9 protein-coding genes and 1 pseudogene are annotated in these 17,000 nt (G+C 56.3%); 1 reads left to right on the plus strand and 9 read right to left on the minus strand.

Annotated elements, in window-relative coordinates; all coding sequences use genetic code 11:
* Window positions 1-78: 78 nt before the first annotated feature.
* From hypBA2 to CE168_RS03490, 5 genes are all read right to left on the minus strand, one after another.
* Window positions 79-5,661, minus strand: a complete 5,583-nt coding sequence (gene hypBA2, locus CE168_RS03470) for a beta-L-arabinobiosidase HypBA2 (RefSeq protein WP_055062939.1) — start codon at window positions 5,659-5,661, stop codon at window positions 79-81.
* Window positions 5,662-6,068: 407 nt separating this feature from the next.
* The gene (locus tag CE168_RS03475) at window positions 6,069-8,042 is read right to left on the minus strand and encodes a glycoside hydrolase family 127 protein (RefSeq protein ID WP_065439056.1); all 1,974 of its coding nucleotides are present in this window, start codon (window positions 8,040-8,042) and stop codon (window positions 6,069-6,071) included.
* Window positions 8,043-8,172: 130 nt separating this feature from the next.
* Complete coding sequence (locus CE168_RS03480; protein WP_003836777.1) at window positions 8,173-8,991, minus strand: carbohydrate ABC transporter permease; 819 nt, start codon at window positions 8,989-8,991, stop codon at window positions 8,173-8,175.
* Between the two features lie 19 nt (window positions 8,992-9,010).
* Window positions 9,011-9,937, minus strand: a complete 927-nt coding sequence (locus tag CE168_RS03485) for a carbohydrate ABC transporter permease (RefSeq protein ID WP_021913224.1) — start codon at window positions 9,935-9,937, stop codon at window positions 9,011-9,013.
* A 282-nt stretch (window positions 9,938-10,219) separates the two neighbouring features.
* Window positions 10,220-11,545 (minus strand): ABC transporter substrate-binding protein, encoded by a 1,326-nt coding sequence (locus tag CE168_RS03490; RefSeq protein WP_022245673.1) that lies wholly within the window; start codon window positions 11,543-11,545, stop codon window positions 10,220-10,222.
* A gap of 485 nt (window positions 11,546-12,030) precedes the next feature.
* Here CE168_RS03490 and CE168_RS03495 point away from each other — a divergent pair, with 485 nt between their 5' ends.
* Entirely contained in the window at window positions 12,031-13,050 is a 1,020-nt protein-coding gene (locus tag CE168_RS03495; RefSeq protein WP_095279266.1) for a LacI family DNA-binding transcriptional regulator, read from the plus strand.
* Window positions 13,051-13,052: 2 nt separating this feature from the next.
* Here the strand turns inward: CE168_RS03495 and CE168_RS03500 are convergent, their stop codons facing one another.
* The 4 genes and pseudogenes from CE168_RS03500 to CE168_RS09310 form a co-directional block, all read right to left on the minus strand.
* Window positions 13,053-14,906 (minus strand): AarF/UbiB family protein, encoded by a 1,854-nt coding sequence (locus tag CE168_RS03500; protein WP_180753672.1) that lies wholly within the window; start codon window positions 14,904-14,906, stop codon window positions 13,053-13,055.
* Between the two features lie 210 nt (window positions 14,907-15,116).
* Entirely contained in the window at window positions 15,117-15,365 is a 249-nt protein-coding gene (locus tag CE168_RS03505) for a phasin family protein (protein ID WP_099571111.1), read from the minus strand.
* A 197-nt stretch (window positions 15,366-15,562) separates the two neighbouring features.
* Window positions 15,563-16,321 carry a type 1 glutamine amidotransferase gene (locus CE168_RS03510; RefSeq protein ID WP_099571112.1) on the minus strand — a complete coding sequence of 253 codons (759 nt, stop codon included), beginning with the start codon at window positions 16,319-16,321 and terminating at the stop codon, window positions 15,563-15,565.
* Window positions 16,322-16,434: 113 nt separating this feature from the next.
* Window positions 16,435-16,890 (minus strand): annotated as a pseudogene (locus tag CE168_RS09310) (DUF1727 domain-containing protein); the annotation flags it as partial.
* Window positions 16,891-17,000 lie beyond the last annotated feature (110 nt).

Consider the following 17,000-nt stretch of genomic DNA (forward strand, 5'->3'; position numbering starts at 1 on the left):
AAAGTCCTCTTACGGATTGCTTAGGCTACGTTGGTATTCCTCGTGCGATCCGTAAGAGGACTTGAGCAATTGCTAGCGCTAGTCGCGGTTGCGGCGCGTCAGCATGATGGCGGCTCCCGTCAGCAGGACGATCATTCCTACGACGGCGATGCCGATGACATTGCTGCCGGTGCTGCTGATTGCGGCACTGACTTCAGACTTGGAAACCGGCTTGTTTCCAGGCTTGGCATTCGGCTTGGGGTCGGTCTTGTCGTCGTCCGGCTTCGGCGCTGGCTTGAGTTCAAGTCCGGCGATGGCCTCGGTCAGCTGCTTGACTGCGGCATCCGCATCAGCTTGGGTGGCGTTCTCATCGTTCAGCACCTTGGAGGCGGCATCCACTGCTTCAGCCAACTTCTTGGCGCTGGCTTCGGTGTAGAGGTCACCGCTGACGCCCTGTGCCTGGTCAAGAACCGTCTTCAACTCAGTGGTGTCGGCTTTCTTCACCAGTGTCTGCTGGGCTTCTTCAAGCTGCTTGATGGCCGCATCCACCTGATCCTGGGTGGCGCTCTCGTCCGCATACACCTTTTGAGCGTTACCCATGGCTTCGGAGAATGCCTTCCAGCTGTTCGGCGTGAAATTAGCTTGTTGCACGGAACCGGCTGCGTTGATGGTGGATTCGAGCCTGCTCTTGTCCACGCTTGGTTCCGGATCAGGGGTTGGATCCGGGTCAGGAGTCGGTTCTGGATCAGGAGTGCTTTCCGCAGCATGCACGCCCCACTCGGCAACCGCCAGACCGAAGGTGACGCCCTCGGCGGTCGGCGGATCAAGCACCAAGCGCAACGACGTGGTCTTCACCGGAGTGAACGTGGCCACGCTCCAGCCTTGAGCATCGTCAGAGGCACGTGAGGCCGGGGAATTACGCACGGTGGAGTATTGCGCATTCTCCACATCCTTCCATATACCATCAGAAGCCAAGTACTGAATCTTCCAGCTGTCCGGAACATCCAAACCACCCTTGGCATCATTACGCTCCGCGAAGTTGGCCCAGAACTGCACACGGCTGGAATCGACGGTGGCTTCCTTGCTCCAGGTGTACTGCGCGTACATGCCAGCGGAAGCTTGACCCCAGCTGCCCCACACGCGGCCATTCACATCGGCGTCATCATCAGACGGCCACGTATCGTCAACCAGCACACCATCGTTGAGCTTGCCGGAAGCCGGAGACCAGCTCGCCTCGGCACTCACCGTGGTGTCAATGGCCCTGCCTTCAATCCAACCAGTCAACGGAGTATCGGGCTCCGGCTTGGGATCCGGCGTCGGCTCAGGATCAGGATCGGCACCACCATTCGGATCGGCGACCACATGCACTGTAATCTTGGCCTGCGAGCTTGAACCCTCAGCCGTGCCGGACACCTCATAATCGCCGATGGTGTCCAACTTGACGCCGGCAACACTTGCCTCATCCCACATAACCGTGCGATCGTCAAGCATGCCGTTGGGGAATCGCACCGGAACCACAGACGGCAAAGCCACCGACTTGGAATTCTGGTACACCGTCTGTTCGATCGGCTGAGCCGCACCAGCAGTCTGAGACTGCGCGTCGGAACGCACGCCAATAGTGGCCTTGGTTCCAGCGAGCGCGCCAATAACCGTTCCGGAAACCGCAAACTCGCTATCGGAAGCAAGCTGATCGTCAGTGATGGCATCCCACGCAACACTCAAGTCACGACGGGAACCGTCCGTATAGCTGGCACTCACCGTCTTCGGCAGATTCACATCGGCAGCCTTGCTGCCAGTCTGCACCATACGATTCACGCCATCCACGCTCACCGGATCAAGCGCATACGCCTCAAATTCGGTAGCACCAACAATGGCACCCTTCGGGAACAGCACACGCAACTTGTTCGTCTCCACCGTTTCGGCAAAACGAACCTCATTGCCTTCACCCTGCATCGTGGTATAAGACTGGCCGGCGGCAAGCTTCACATCCTGCCAATCGCCATTCTCATCCGCATACTGCAACTTCCACGACTTGACCATCGGCACACCGCCACCGTCAGTCCAGAAGAACAGCTTCGCCTTCTTCAACGGAACAGTGCCATCCCAGGCAAGCTGCAGCCACGGCTCGGTACCGGTATTGTCACCCCAATTATTCCAGGTCTCATTCGGAGTATTGGTATACAACACCTGACCGTCGATAACCTTCTTGGCATTGTCCTTCGCCTGATATGGATTGGTGAAGCTGGCGCTCGCAGTGGACTGTGAAGCCACATTCACCGTGCCGTCGGAAGGAATGCCGTGAACGGTGACTTCCTTGAAACCGGTCTTCTCACCGTCGAATGCGGTGAGTTTGAGCACATAGTCACCCTCACGGTTGAACGTGACCGTAGTGTTGGCAGCGGTTGCGTCGACGAACTTCGCTTCGCCGTTTTCAGGGCCAGACACCTGCTCCCATGTGGTGGTGAGCGTGTCAGACGGCAGGCCGTCGTCCTTCACCGTGCCCACCAGCTGCGCACCGGACGAGGTGCTGCTGGCAATGTAGGCGTCAACGCTTGGCGCCTGGTTCGTAGGTTCGCCTTCCGGCACAATGTCGGTTTCGTAGGCCTGAATCTCCTTCAAGCCAATGGCCTGACCTGCTTGCGGAGTGAAGGTGGCACGAATGGCTTTGGCCACGACCTTGGAGAACTGCACGCGGTTGTAGTTGGCTCCCGCGTAAGTAGGCGTACGCACCTGGTTCGGCAGGACATGCCATGCGCCGGCCTCATCCTGATATTCAAGCGTGTACACCGACGGCTCACTGTAGCCGGCAATCGTCTGGCTGGACGAGGTCTGGTAGAAGTACAAACGCACGTCGTCGATGTTCTGCACTCCATTCTTGAACGTTACGGTCAGCGAATCCTTGGCGTTCTTGGATCCCTTGGTGCCCCAGAAGGATTCCATCACGTTCTTGCCGTCCACTGCATTGGTTGCCGGGTAGCCCTTGGTTTCGTAAGTGGCTTCCACATCGGCGTCCTTGGCCACGTTGGTCTGGCTCTTGGACGCTTCGTCCACGTTCTGTCCGGACTGCGCGAAGATCTGCGTAACCCTGCTGTTCGATGCATAGGTCACTTCGTTGGCGTTCGGCATGGTGGCGGTGGTCGCGCCGGTGATCACCGCTCCGGAATCATCGGCAACCTCAACGGTTCCACTGGCCGGATCGTAGATGAGGTGGGCGAGCTTATCGGAGGTGAGCACGGCGTTGCCGTCCACATACAGGGTGTATCCCTTCGGAGCGTTGTAGGCGCCGTCGTTGTTCCATACGATCGACAGATCCTGCCCGTGGTAGCTCAGGTTGTTGACGGTGAAGTGGTTCCAACCGGGAATCTCGATCGGATTGAGTTCAATCTTGTTGTCTTCACGCGGAACCATACCTGCCACGTCTTCCACAATCGTCCAGTTGGTGGTGCCAAGCTGGGTGTGGTGAATCCAGGAACGGTAGGTGATCTTTCCACCGTTCTTGCTGGCGTCGGCGTTCTTCTCCGGAATCGTGCTTCCTGCGGAATTATTATCCATATTCCAGAATTCGTTCTGGTCCGGATACTGGTTGTCGCCTCCCTGATAATGCGAGAACGCCACCCAATACAGCAGTTTCTTGAACGATTCGTTCGTGATATATCCGTTGTCTGCAGCATTATAATCACGGATTCCCGCAGAATAGATTTGCAGCAGCGGAGTTGCATTGATAATGGAGAAATTGTTTGATCCTGGGAAATTCAGCGCCTTCTTGTCTGCCTGATTCGCGGTGAAGAACGGGAAAATCGGGAATTCGTCGGCATCTTCGAACAAGCGCAACGCACTATCGTAATCATCATTGCCGGTCGGCATCAGACCTTCGGAATACGGATAGTAGTTGTTGAGTTCCTTGTATTTCGCGAATTGACCGTCGTTCAGCCACTTGTGCAGCAGCAGTTTGCTGTCGGAATCCCACAGGTTGTCGAGCACATCCTGCTTGATGGCGTCGGCGATCTGCTGCATTTCAGCGGCTTTTTCGGTGTCTCCGGCAGCCTTGTATGCTTGCGCGGCGGCATTGGCGTTGGCCCACATGTTGGCGGAACCGTCGGCACGGTCCATACGCTGGCCGGAACGACCGGGTTCGGAGAACGACACCGCGTCGGCATCGTTGCCGGTCATGGACCACCACGACCAGTCGATCAGCTTGTTGCCGTTGCTATTCTGGTTGTCGTTGCTGTCTGGCTCGCTTTGCGAATTGAGCAGACCTTTGACATCTTCGGAACCGTAATCACCCAACGCTTCAGCCAATGATGACGGGCCGCCGTGCACCTTGTAGGAGTCCCAACCGGCCTTGGTGATGTACTGCGTGTAGCTGTGGTTCCAATTGGCTGGATCGCCCGGATTGTCGTGGTAGTAGTAATACCCGGACTGGCCTTTCTTGGCTGTCTGCCCGGCCGACACCCAAGTGCCGTACGAGTATTCGGCGTTACGGAACCACTTGGTGTCGTTGATGAACATGCCAGATGTCAGCACGATCTGGTTGTTGTATCCGAGCACGCCTTCGATGGAGGTCGGATACTGGAACGTATTGCCCGGCATATTAGCGTCCAACATGTTGAAACGGCTCAGCCACCAGCGGTAGAACACAGTTTTGTCGATATTGTGTTCCTGGGTTTCCACGTAAGGAATGTTATCGACCCACCACTGGTTGTAGGTGGTCACGGAATCCTTGTAGGAAGCGGCCGGATCGGTGAGATCGCCGTTGAATCGGGCTTCGTATTCCGCGGTGGAGTCCGGCAACTCGTTGGCGATCAGGCCAAGCTGCAGCTTGGTGGTTTGTGGCACGTTCGCTTCCAAGGTGAGGGTGGAAGCGAGTTTGCCGTTCTTTACGGTGAAACCGTTGCCGGAGAACCGTGGATAGATGGTGGTCAGATCGTTCTTCACATTGAAGCGACCGGTCAGTTCAGTGTCGCCGTCATTGCCGTCTTGTGCGAATGGCGAGGCTGCTGTCAGCGTTACGTCACCGCCGGTGGTGCTGGTGATGGTGAAATTCGCGACCATCACATTGGTGTAGGTGATGTACTTGACTTCGGTGACGGTAATGGTCTTGTCGCCGTTGGTGAATTCCGTGGTGAAGTAGCTTGGCGTCTGCTTGCGCTTGTCGGTGTTCTCGCGCAGGGTCTGCTTGGAACCGCCAATGCTTACCTCAACGGTAAAGCCGTCGTTGCCGGTCTGATCCCAGTATGCGACATCTCCTACGAAACCAAGTGCTTCCGGCGTATGCGTGTACATGAATGCGGCACGGCCACGTGAGAACAGGTATTCGTTCTTGTCTGCGCCCGCATAGTTGTAGTCGCCAGCATCGTTGGTGCCGGTACCGTTTGGTGCGGTGCCTGTGCGCGTCAGCATCTTGTCGATCCAGAAGTCGTGTGCGGTGTCGGTTCCGGCACCGTTGGCAACATCCGCATCGAACACCTGCTTGAGGTAGCTTGTCGAGGGATCGAAAGCGACGCCGGTGCCCGGAATCGGGTCGGCGGCCCCCTTGAAACTCGGATACCCCATGGCAGAGTTCGGATTGGCCAGCGCGTCATTGGCGTATGCGGTCGTCACACCGCCAGACAACAGTGTGGCCACTGCCGTCAGCACGCCCAATGACGTGACAATCCCTTTCTTCCTTGTTGATGGTGTCATCAATTCCTCCTACATGGACCATCGTTGGCCCTTGGTTGCCAAGGCTCGTTCCCTGGCATCCAACTTTCTTTCTGTAGGAATGAGAGTCGTGCGATGGACATGAGATTGGAGCGTCCACCGACATTTCAAGAATACATGACGCGAATACGGTTTCGCAAATTTTCTTTCAGTTTTCTCCAATGCTTTTCTAAGTGAACTGCCATACGATGGCTTTTATGCGAAAAGGAAAGTTTTCGCATTTTCCCGTCTTATACTAGGGGCTATGACAAAACCGGCCACCCCATAAGGGGCAGCCGGTCTCTCATTCCAGTCAGCGCGGCGCATTCGGCTCCAATCGATCACGCCGCGCTCACCCGCTTCCCGGCACCATGGCACTCATAGCGCCGGGTAGCAAGTCTTTCTTTTGTTTAGCTGCGCAACCACACGTTCATTTGGCCGAGTTCGCGGTTGGCCCATGCGTAGTAGGGCACCAGCTTGAGCGACGTCCGCTCATCTGAGGCGTCACGCTGAGCGGACATGTACAACGGGGCGTCCACGGCATCCGCAGCCTCACGAACGGCAGGCAACGTCACCGCGTCAACACCTCCAAGCAAATCACTCTCGAAAGTAACCGTGGCATCCGCAGCATCCACGCCATCAGCAAGACGGTACGTCCACAGATCGCCGGCATTATCGGCTTGCTCCGCGCAATAGACGAGCGGACCGCGCATCACCGCAACACGACCTGCATCGCAACGCACATGAGAGTTGGCACGCACCAATCGCACTGCCATATCAAGATCCAGCACCACATGCAATGCAGTTCCCGGAGCAACTGCGAAATATACGAAACCGTTTTCCGGAGCCGTCTTCACAGCAACACCATCGCATGTCAGCGCATAGGAATCAGCCGACCATGTGGGAATACGCACGCCGAAACGTACCGAATCAGCCGCCTCAGCGGGCAATTCCAGCATGTACTCAATATGACCGTTCCACGGAAAATCGGAACGCTGCTCCACATGCAACCCGGAATCAAAACTTGCCTGATTCGCAATGAACTGGTGAGCGAGCACCGTGCGACCGCCGTCACGTTCGGTATACACATAACGGTCCACCGACGCGATCAATCGCGCGACATTAGCTGGGCAGCATGCGCAGCCAAACCAATCGACACGATGCGAAAGCACATGATGCCGATCCGGATTGTCCAAACCGTCCGGCGAAGTCTCCAACGCATTCACATAGTAATACTGCTTGCCATCAAGGCTGATGCCCGCGATGGCACCATTGAACAGCTCACGCTCAAGCACGTCGGCATATTCACCATTCGGTTCCAACAGAAGCATTTGGCGGGCAAACATGCTCATCGCCACAGAAGCGCACGTTTCGCCATACATGGTGTCGTTCGGCAGATCGTAATCGTACGTGAACGACTCCCCCACATGTGTGGAACCGATCGCACCCGTTACATACATGCGTTTCGACACGATGTTGTTCCAAAAACGATGCGCCGCATCCAGCAAGCCCTGATCGCCGGTAATACGCGCCACATGTGCGATTCCAGTGCATAAATAGGCCACGCGCACAGCATGGCCGTCAGCGGTCTGCTGCTCGCGCACCGGCTGCGCGGCTTGGAAGTACGTGGGCTTGTAGAATCCCAGATCCCGGAAAATGTAGTCGTTGTCGACAGCGGCGATCTGCTTGGCGTAGAACTGCGGATCCTGACCACGCACGTCGATGAGATACCGCGCCAGATTCAGATAGCGCTCCTCACCGGTCGCATCATACAGCTTCGCCAACGCCAATTCGATTTCCGGATGCCCATCAGCACCGTGGATCTTGCCGTCCTCCGGGCCGAAATTGGCATCGATGCAATCCGCCATACGGCACGCCACGTCAAGCGCCTGCTGGTTACCGGTCACCTCATGATAGGCGACAGCAGCCTCAATATAGTGGCCCATGACATACATTTCATGGCTTTGCTGAATCAGTGTGAAACGCTCACGATGCGCCCATTCACCGGTTTTGATTTGGTACGGAGTGTCCAAATATCCGTCCGATTGTTGCGCACGCGCGATGAGGTCGACGGTTTCATCGCACAGTTCCCGCAATTGCGGATCAGGATGATACGACAGTGCGTAAGCCGCTTCCTCCAACCACTTATATATGTCGGAATCCTGGAAGACCATGCCATGAAATTCACCGGCCTCATCACCGGCTGCGATACGCAGATTCTCCACGGCATGACTTTTATTATCGGCAAGCTGATTGCCAGCCGGATCATCCGGAACTTCAGTGGCAATCTCATCATTCATCACACCCCACTGATAGGGAATGACGGATTCAACGATCTGGTCGCGACGCTGCTTCCAGAAAGGAGAAGTAATAGTTACATTCATGATATTTCCTTAAGATTAAGGACTTCGCCAGCCCTTGACGGCTCTTGGCTACTCCGCCTTCGGTCCTGCTCAGGCCGGAGCCTGGAAACAGTCCACTGGGCTGTCTCCCAAGGGCTGACATCGCCAGGTGTCAGCCCTTGACGGCTCCAGCCATAAACCCTTTGACGTAGTACTTCTGGAGGGCTAGGAAGAGGATGGCTGCGGGGATCATCAGAATCACGACGCCAGCTTCGGTGGCACCGTAATCAATGACGCCCATAGTCTGCTGACGCATGTTCACCAAAGCGAGCGGCAGCGTGGCGTTCGACGAACTCGACAGGTACAGCGGAATCATGAAATTGTTCCAAGCCTCAAGGAAAGCAAGCAGACCGACAGTGACCATCGACGGCTTGACGACCGGCACCAGAATCTTAATCAGCGACTGCAGGGAGTTGCAGCCATCGACCATGGCGGCCTCTTCCATATCCTTCGGAATCGCATCGAAAGCATTACGCATGATGAACGTGCTCATCGGCAGCTGGAACAAGGTAATAACCAAACCGACACCCAGCAAGGAATCGTTCAGACCAATATCCTTGTACCACACCATCAGCGGAATCAGCAGAGACGCATACGGCACCATCAAAATGGACAGCGTCACCATGAATCCGAGATTGCGGCCCGGATAGTCGAAACGGGAGAACGAATAGCCTGCGAGCGTGCACACCACCACGGAGAACACCACGGCGACCAACGTCACCACCACCGAGTTGAACAGGTACTTCGGCAGGCCTTCCTGGTAGCCGAACAACGTCAGATAGTTGTTCACACCCCAGCCCTTGGATTGTGCGGAACCAGGCTGCGGACTGAACGAGCAGACCACCACCCAGATCAGCGGCGAAATGAAGACCAGAGCCAGCAGACCTTCGAGAATATAGACGATTACGCGCTTCCACAATGGAGTAGTCATGTGAGTTCCCTCCCCTTGCTCACTTGGTGTTGTCGCGCATACCGCGCATCTGGATGGAATTGATCACCACGAGGGCCGCAAGCACGATCAGCGACAGTGCGGCCGCCATGCCCAGATCCTTCTTGGAATCGAATGCGAAGTTGTAGATGAGCTGCACCACGGTCATGGTGGAATTGTTCGGACCGCCCTTGGTCAGAATGAAGAACTGGTCGAACGCGAGGATGGAACCGGTGACGCAGTAGATCAGGCACATCACGATGGTCGGCTTCATCAGCGGCAGGGTGATGGAACGGAAAATGCGCCACGTGCCAGCACCGTCCATGCGCGCGGCCTCATACAGGTCGCCCGGAATGGCTTGCAGGCCGATCATCATGAGCAGCATGTAGTAGCCGGAGAAACGCCAGACGATCACAATAATGGTGGCCCACAGCGCGCTCTGGCCGGTGGCGAGCACGGAACCGCCCTCATCCATCAATCCGAAGAAGCTCAGGATCTTGGTGACGGGGCCCACCTGCGGGGAGTACAGCGCGTAGAACAGCAGCGAAGCGGAGGCGAGACCAGTTGCGGACGGCAGCAGGAAGCACGTGCGCAGCATATTGTTCCACTTGGTGCTTTCCTGCACGATCAGCGCCAGGCCAAGGCCAAGCACCAGCAGGAAAATCGTGACGATCACGGTGTATTCAAGTGTGAACAACACCGACTGTCCGAGCAGTTTATTTTCGAAAACCTTGACGAAATTCTCAGGGAAATTCCAACCACGGTTACCGCCCATCAACGACCAGCGGGAACCGGCCATGATGACGAGCAGCACGATTGGCACGAAGAACAGCATGATGATCATCAGCCAATCAGGCAGCGCATACAGCAGGCCACGACGGGTTGCCTCCGCCTTGGCCTTGGAACGATGCGTCTTCACTGGCGCAGCGTTCTTGGAAACAGTAGTCATATTCCCTCCTTGGAACACTTTTGGCGACTCTCTCTTGAATCGTTCGGGGTTTTCGACATAAATGGCCAAGCGATTGGATATGCGTTTGGAAGTGCGATTCCGTCTCGTGCGGCCGTTGAAATCCGCCATGAAGACCGACATTGTTTTTGAAGTATTGTCGATCTTCATGGCAGACCACAACTGTGGTCTGTCTATTTTTGTTTTCGATATTCAGTTGTTCTTAAGTTATGTAAATCGGGGAAAGGAGAAAAAGGAAGAGAAGTTCGTTTTCAGTGGCTCACCTCACTGACCCAGCACGTCGGTGATGGCCTGGTTGTCGGCCTTGAGATCGCCATCGCCCCAGACTGCGTTCTGGATGAGCAGCTGCCACGGGGAACCGGCTGCGTTGAAAGCCTCATTGAAAGCTGCGGACTTCGGGGTCTGGCCATTGCCGTCGATGATTACGGAGTTGATGGTCTGGACGCGAGGATCGGCATCGTCGTAGGCGGTCTTCAGGGTCTGGATGTTGGATGCGGTGTCGCCGTTGGCTGCGAAGACTTCCTTCTGGGCGTCATCGCTCATGAGCCATGCGAGGAAGTTCCAAGCCTGAGCGACGTGCTTGCAGTCCTTGGAGATGCCCATGGCATCGCCGCCGAGGAACGTGGAGGTCTTGCCTTCCTTGGTGCCCGGGATCGGGGTGACACCCACTTCGAAGCCGCCGTCCTTCTCAGCTTCGAACAGTGCGGTGGAAGAGGTGTTCGGATACGGCATCACACCGATGTTGCCGTTGGCGAACGGAGCGGTCCAGGTGGCACCGGTTTCTTCCTTGGAGCCTGCGCCCAAGCCGTTGGTGGTGTTGGCGAGTTCCTTGTAGGCGTCGAGCACGGCCTTCATGGAATCGTTGTCGAGGGTGGCTTCGGTGCCATCTGCGTTCATCACGGATTCGCCGTCAGCCCACACGGACGGGAACAGGTCGAACACGAGAGCGCCACCGGACTGGCCGGCCAAGTAGGAGCCTGCCACACCGTCCTTGTTGAGGGCCGCGACCGCCTTGGCCTGCTCAACGAACTCGTCGATGCTGCTCGGACCCTTCTCCGGGTCAAGGCCTGCTTCCTTGTACAGATTCTTGTTCCATACCATCACGGAAACGTCGGTGATGAACGGCAGCGTGTATTCCTTGCCATCCACGGTACCGGCTTCAATGTGGCCCTGCTGCAGGTCGGACTTGTTGTCGAGTCCGTCGATCTGCTTGGTGATGTCGGTGAAGATGCCTTCAGAAGCCCAGTACGGAATACGCACCACGTCACCGGCGAGAATGTCCGGAAGGGAATCGGTCTGGGAAGCACCACCAACCTTGCCTTCCATATCGTCGTTCGGAATGATTTCCAGCTTGACCTGGTTCTTGTGGGAGGCGTTGTAGGCCTTCACCGCGTTCTTGGCCTGACGCTCCAGCGGAGAACGGGTCCACAGAGTGATCTCAGTGCCGTCATCAGTGCCGGCTGCCGGAATATCGGCCGGAGCCGCGGATCCACCACTGCTGGAACCACCGCCGCATGCAGCCATCGGAATAAGCAACGCGGTTGCCGCGATGCCGGCAATAACGCGAGTGACCTTGTTGAAAGACACCATGTCTACTTCTTTCTCTATGTATCGCTCAGCTTTGAGCCATCCGGCGGGCCTTCCGCCGTCTGCCTTCACGATTTCCGGTTGTTCTCCTTCGATTGAACCGTAGTGCGAAAGCCTTTTCTCAGTATATGGTTTTCTCCAGATTTTGCAAAATCGCTTTCGCACATCAGAATGCAAAGGTATTCATGTCGATAAAACCGTTATAAATAAACGATTCTTAGCATTTTAAGAATCGTTTATGACAGCAAAAAATGACGTGAGATGCAGAAAATGCGAAAGAAAATGTGTTCATTTTCGCAAATGCGAAAGTTTCGCAATTTGCAAGTGAAAATGTCAGCAATCGGCTATATAAAGCCGTTTTGTCCACTTTTTGACACGATGCGAAAACTTTCGCAGTTTTGTCGTATAATATTACGCAATACAAGGGCGGCGAAGCGCATCGACGCGCAGCCAACGTTTTCGTCACACCGTAAAAAAGGGGGAACATCATGGCAACTGCAGATACTCACTCAACAGCAAGGCTTGAAGATGTAGCAGCGCTGGCCAACGTGTCTTTGGCAACGGCTTCAAAGGCGCTGCATGGCAAACCGCGCGTCAGCGAAGACACCCGCGAGCGCGTGATGGAGGCAGCGCGGCAACTCAACTATTCCCCGAACAAGCTGGCGCAATCGTTGGCAAGCGGCAGAAGCGGAACCATCGGTTTGGTCACTTCCGATCTGCAAGGCCGTTTCTCCACGCCTATTCTTATTGGCGCCGAAAACGAGCTGCGCGCACAATCGACATCGGTGCTACTCGCCAATGCTCGCGGTGACGATGCGCTGGAACGCAGCCATGTAGAGAAACTGCTGTCGCTGAAAGTGGACGGCCTGCTGATTGTGCAGTGCGAGACGAATCCGCGCCCGTCGCTGGGGCGTGATTGGGGCGTGCCGCTGGTGTATGTGTATGGTCCTTCCACCGACACCAACGATTGTTCGGTGACGTGTGACAATGTGGACGCCGGGCGCATGGCCGTGAATCATCTGATTTCGTGCGGACGCAACCGTATCGCCATTATTGGCGGCGATGAAACGTATACGGCCTCCACCGACCGCACCAAGGGCGCGTTGGAAGCGTTGTCCGAGGTTGGTTTGGAACCGGCTGGCCCGATTCGCTATGGCCGTTGGGACGAGAATTGGGGGCGTGCCGCCACCAGACTGCTGCTCGACCAAGGCGTGAAGTTCGACGCCGTGGTATGCCAGAGCGATCAGCTGGCACGAGGATGCATTGACGCGTTGAAGTCGCAGCATCTACGCATTCCTGAGGATGTGGCGGTGATCGGCCACGATAATTGGGACGTGCTCACCAAGAGCTCCCGCCCGCCGCTGACCAGCATCGACAATGAAACGGAACTCATCGGCCGCAAAGCCGCCCGCTACCTGATGGACGCCATCAACGGCCAGCCCCACCACGGCACGGAATACCTCCCCTGCCGCCTCATCCAACGCGAATCCACTCTCCCCCTAGACTAGCGTCATCGCTTTTTGTTGGAACGTCCCTTGAAGTAAATGTCAAACACGATCCAGACGGACAAAATGAACGCGATCACATATCCCATGAAACCGACGATTGGAATGCCGAAAATCACCGGTTTGATGCCAGCGTAGTAGACGATCGACGAGCCGATGAACAATCCGACGACGATCAGCGCCATCGTAAGCCTGTTCACCATGTTGGCAAGCAGATGGATCGGTTCCTGCGAACCGACCATCTCCATATTCACGCGCAACTGGCCGCGCGTAAGCATACGGGAGGCCACTTTCAGCTCATTGGCGGCAGCGAGCAGGCTGTGCAGCGCCTGATGACCTTCGATAACCAGCGATTTCGCCTCATCCTTGGCGAAATCCTTCTTCGACGTGCTTGCGGCGATATGGTCGGAGATGATCTGAATCATATTCACGTCTGGAATGAACTCGTCGAGCAGGCCTTCCAAAGTGACCAGCGCACGCCCGACCGTGGTGACGGTGCTCGGCACTTCAATGCCGTGGCGTTGCGCCATTTGCGTCAACGCGGTGAGCATGGCGGCGATATCCAGCTCGGCCAAATCCACTGTGCCGAATTCCTTGACGATCACGTCCAAGTCGGCCAATAACGCCGGATAATCCTCCGGATCGGCCTCGGCACCGGCGAAACGCAGCAGACCGTCGGCAAGCGCGGGCGAATCCTGTTTGGCGACCGCGAAAATCATGTCTTTCAAGACGGAACGGGTTTTGGCATTAAGCCGACCCGTCATACCAAGGTCGAGCAGCACGATCTGCCCGCCGCGCACCATGATGTTGCCCGGGTGCGGATCCGCGTGGAAGAAGCCTTCGTCAAGCACTTGCGTGGCATAGTTGTCCACAAGTTTGGTGCCTATCTCCTTCAGATCGTAGCCCGCTTCGATAAGTTCGTTGGGGTGCGAAACGGAGATGCCCTCCACATAGTCCATGACCACCACATGCTCGGTACACAGTTCCGGGTAGGGCTTCGGGCAGTCCATGTATTTGTAGCGTTCGCAGAATCGTTTGAATTCGGCCAAATTGCGGGTTTCGATCAAAAAGTCGGTTTCCGATTCAAAGGTGTCCCACAATTCCTCGACCACGCCGGAGAGATCGACCACTTGCGCACTGTGCATTGTTTTGGCGGCTATTCGTGCGATGGTGCGCATGATGGACACATCCTGTGCCATGGTTTCGCGCACTCCCGGCCGCTGTACTTTTACGGCCACGTCTTCGCCGGTGGAAAGTTTCGCGCGATGCACCTGTGCAAGACTCGCTGAGCCAAGCGGCGTGGCGTCGATATGCTCGAAGATCTCGCCAACAGGACGACCATATTCGTCCTCAAGCACCTGCAGTACCGTACCGTACGGCATAGGATCGGCATCGGCGCGCAGTTTGGACAGCTCGTCGCAGAACGATTGGGGCAGGATTTCGGATCGCATGGACAGGATCTGCCCGACTTTCACGAAGGTCGGGCCGAGCGCTTCGAGCATGAGACGCATTTTGATGGGCGTCAGTCCGTGCACAATGTCGAACTGGTTGACGATTTGTGCGATTTGCGTAAGTCGTTTCAGTTTGCCACGTCGCGTTAGGTGGTAGCGTTGCGAGAATGAGTCTTTGCGAGGGCCGAACAGTCCGATGGTTTCGGGTTGCGTAAAGGTTGCGCTGTTCTGTTTGCGCGATTGCGGCATTCCCGTTTTTTCCGCGGATTTGGCTGCCGTTGCCGCTGCCGCGTCGGGCGAGGGGTCTGCCGCGGGATTGATGACCGCGTTGACTCGGTCAGAAAGTGTGACCGGTTCTACGCTTTCGGGGCGGACCGCGTCCGGCTCGATTGGGGAATTCAAAGACATATCGCTGCTCGCAAACGTTGGTCGGATTACGATGAGTGGGATTCATGGGGGCTTGCGTCCCACGTATTTCATGCGATTCGCACGTTTCTTATCGATTCGCACGCGATTTTTCGAACGTTTCGCATGCCGTGCAAGTTTCGTATGGCGCGCATAGCAAATCGCCGTCTGAACGTGATGCGACGCGCAGACGGCGATGGGAACGATTGAACGTTACTCGGCTTTGGCTTCAGACTCCGCTTCCTTGGCTTCCTCTGCAGTCTTGGCTTCGGAGGCTTCCTTGACCTCCGCGACCTTGTGCTTGAGTTCGGCGTTGAGGGCCTTGCCCTGTTCGACGGTCAGCTCGCCCTTCTTGACGAGATCGTCAACGATTTCCTGGCTCTTCTCAACCGTGGTCGCCAAAGCGCCAACGCCGGCGAGAAAGACCTTACGCAGGCCGTCACCAAAATCAAAATCAGCCATGATTACCTCCTTAGGTGATGGTGGTACCCACTCTATCGCATTATCTTCACAAATAAAGTCAACGAAACTGGTCAATCGTCGCAATTCTGCGGAAAGTTCGCTGCCGTATGCCCACAGCGTACGGAAAAACGAAAACGAAGCCGCAAAACGCAGGACAGTGAGATCGTGCGAAACTCACCCAAAAAACGAGCGGCCGATCAGCGCGGACGTGACATGGCCACGCGACGCGCGTTGTCGGCAATCGTATTGATGCGGTCAAGTTCCGAACGCTGCGCCTGCGTTTGCCCTGCAGCAACCGGATCGAACGAACCATATCGGCGTTCCACGGCGGTACGGATCAGAAAATCGGCGATCACGGGATTCTTCGGCAGCAGCGAACCGTGCATGTATGTGCCAATCACATTGTTGACGCGTGCGCCTTCCGTATGATCCTCGCCATTGTTGCCGGTGCCGTCCGCGTCGACGACGCCGAGCGGCTGCACGCCTTCGCGCAGGAAGGTTTGGCCGGAATGGTTTTCGTAGCCGATGATGTCGCCGAAATCGGCGGAATGCTCGGTCAGATTGCCGATCATGCGCACTTCCTGGCCGACCGTGTACGCGCCGATCACGCCGATGCCGTCAAGTCGGGAACCATCCACCGTTTCGAAATATTCGCCGAACAGCTGATACAGGCCGCAGATCATGAGCATGGGGGTGCCGTCTGCGGCCAGCGAGCGCAGCAGGTCGGCGCGTTTGAAGAAGTCGTCGACGATTTTCTTCTGGCCGGTGTCTTGCCCGCCGCCGCCCAGAATCATATCGACGTGTTCGGGCCACACGTCGCCCTGATTGTAGGCGTGCACGTGCGGTTCGTAGCCGTACAGCGCGAGTCGGCGCTGGATGGTGAGTACGTTGCCGGAGTCGCCATAGATGTTCATGTCTTTCGGATATAGCGACACGATGTCGATTGCCTGGCTCATATCGTCTCCCTCATGCGTTTCATACGTTCTTCATACGTTCTTGCGTTTTCATGCGTTGCACCGATTTTCATGCGTTTTTCGCACGTCTTGCCGGATTGTGCGGATACGCGCCGTCACTTGCCCACGCCAGCGTCGGCGACTTCGGCGATTTTGCCGAGCGCCGCTCGCGTTTTAAGCATCGCCGTGTACGTGCAGTAAATGTGCTTAGGGGTACCCGGATTTGCGTTCACGAACGTTGAGACGGCCTCTTCAAGTTCCGTGTTGACGCTGTTCACCGGCACTTGGTCGTATTCGAGGCGCAACGCCATATCCCATGCGCGTACGCCTGAAACCATGGCTACACCGGTGCCTCGCAGCGAGGAGAAATCCACGTCCCACAACCAGCTCATGTCACGCCCATCGGCGTACTCGTCGTTGATGGCGATCATGGTATCGCAGCCTTCAGGAGTGAAGGATGCGAGCGACAGACGGAATCCCATGGGATTTTTGACGAGTAGCAGTTCTACCGGCGAACCGTTTACGTCGATGACTTCGCCGCGTCCGAACGCCGGAGTGACTTCGGCTGCCGCGTCGATCATGGCTTGCGTGGTGGCGTGTGCAAAATCGATCATGCGCTGTGAGATTCCCACTTGTCGCAATAGTTCGTCGGTTACGTTCTCTTCGAACGGCAGGAACATTG

It is taken from the genome of Bifidobacterium sp. N5G01, from assembly GCF_002742425.1.
GTDB classification, from domain to species: domain Bacteria; phylum Actinomycetota; class Actinomycetes; order Actinomycetales; family Bifidobacteriaceae; genus Bifidobacterium; species Bifidobacterium hominis.

Excerpts from the sequence above, each read along its gene's own strand:
- hypBA2 (WP_055062939.1), bottom strand. The coding sequence starts at position 5,661 with ATGACACCATCAACAAGGAAGAAAGGGATTGTCACGTCATTGGGCGTG.
- CE168_RS03475 (WP_065439056.1), bottom strand. The coding sequence starts at position 8,042 with ATGAATGTAACTATTACTTCTCCTTTCTGGAAGCAGCGTCGCGACCAG.
- CE168_RS03480 (WP_003836777.1), bottom strand. The coding sequence starts at position 8,991 with ATGACTACTCCATTGTGGAAGCGCGTAATCGTCTATATTCTCGAAGGT.
- CE168_RS03485 (WP_021913224.1), bottom strand. The coding sequence starts at position 9,937 with ATGACTACTGTTTCCAAGAACGCTGCGCCAGTGAAGACGCATCGTTCC.
- CE168_RS03490 (WP_022245673.1), bottom strand. The coding sequence starts at position 11,545 with ATGGTGTCTTTCAACAAGGTCACTCGCGTTATTGCCGGCATCGCGGCA.
- CE168_RS03495 (WP_095279266.1), top strand. The coding sequence starts at position 12,031 with ATGGCAACTGCAGATACTCACTCAACAGCAAGGCTTGAAGATGTAGCA.
- CE168_RS03500 (WP_180753672.1), bottom strand. The coding sequence starts at position 14,906 with ATGTCTTTGAATTCCCCAATCGAGCCGGACGCGGTCCGCCCCGAAAGC.
- CE168_RS03505 (WP_099571111.1), bottom strand. The coding sequence starts at position 15,365 with ATGGCTGATTTTGATTTTGGTGACGGCCTGCGTAAGGTCTTTCTCGCC.
- CE168_RS03510 (WP_099571112.1), bottom strand. The coding sequence starts at position 16,321 with ATGAGCCAGGCAATCGACATCGTGTCGCTATATCCGAAAGACATGAAC.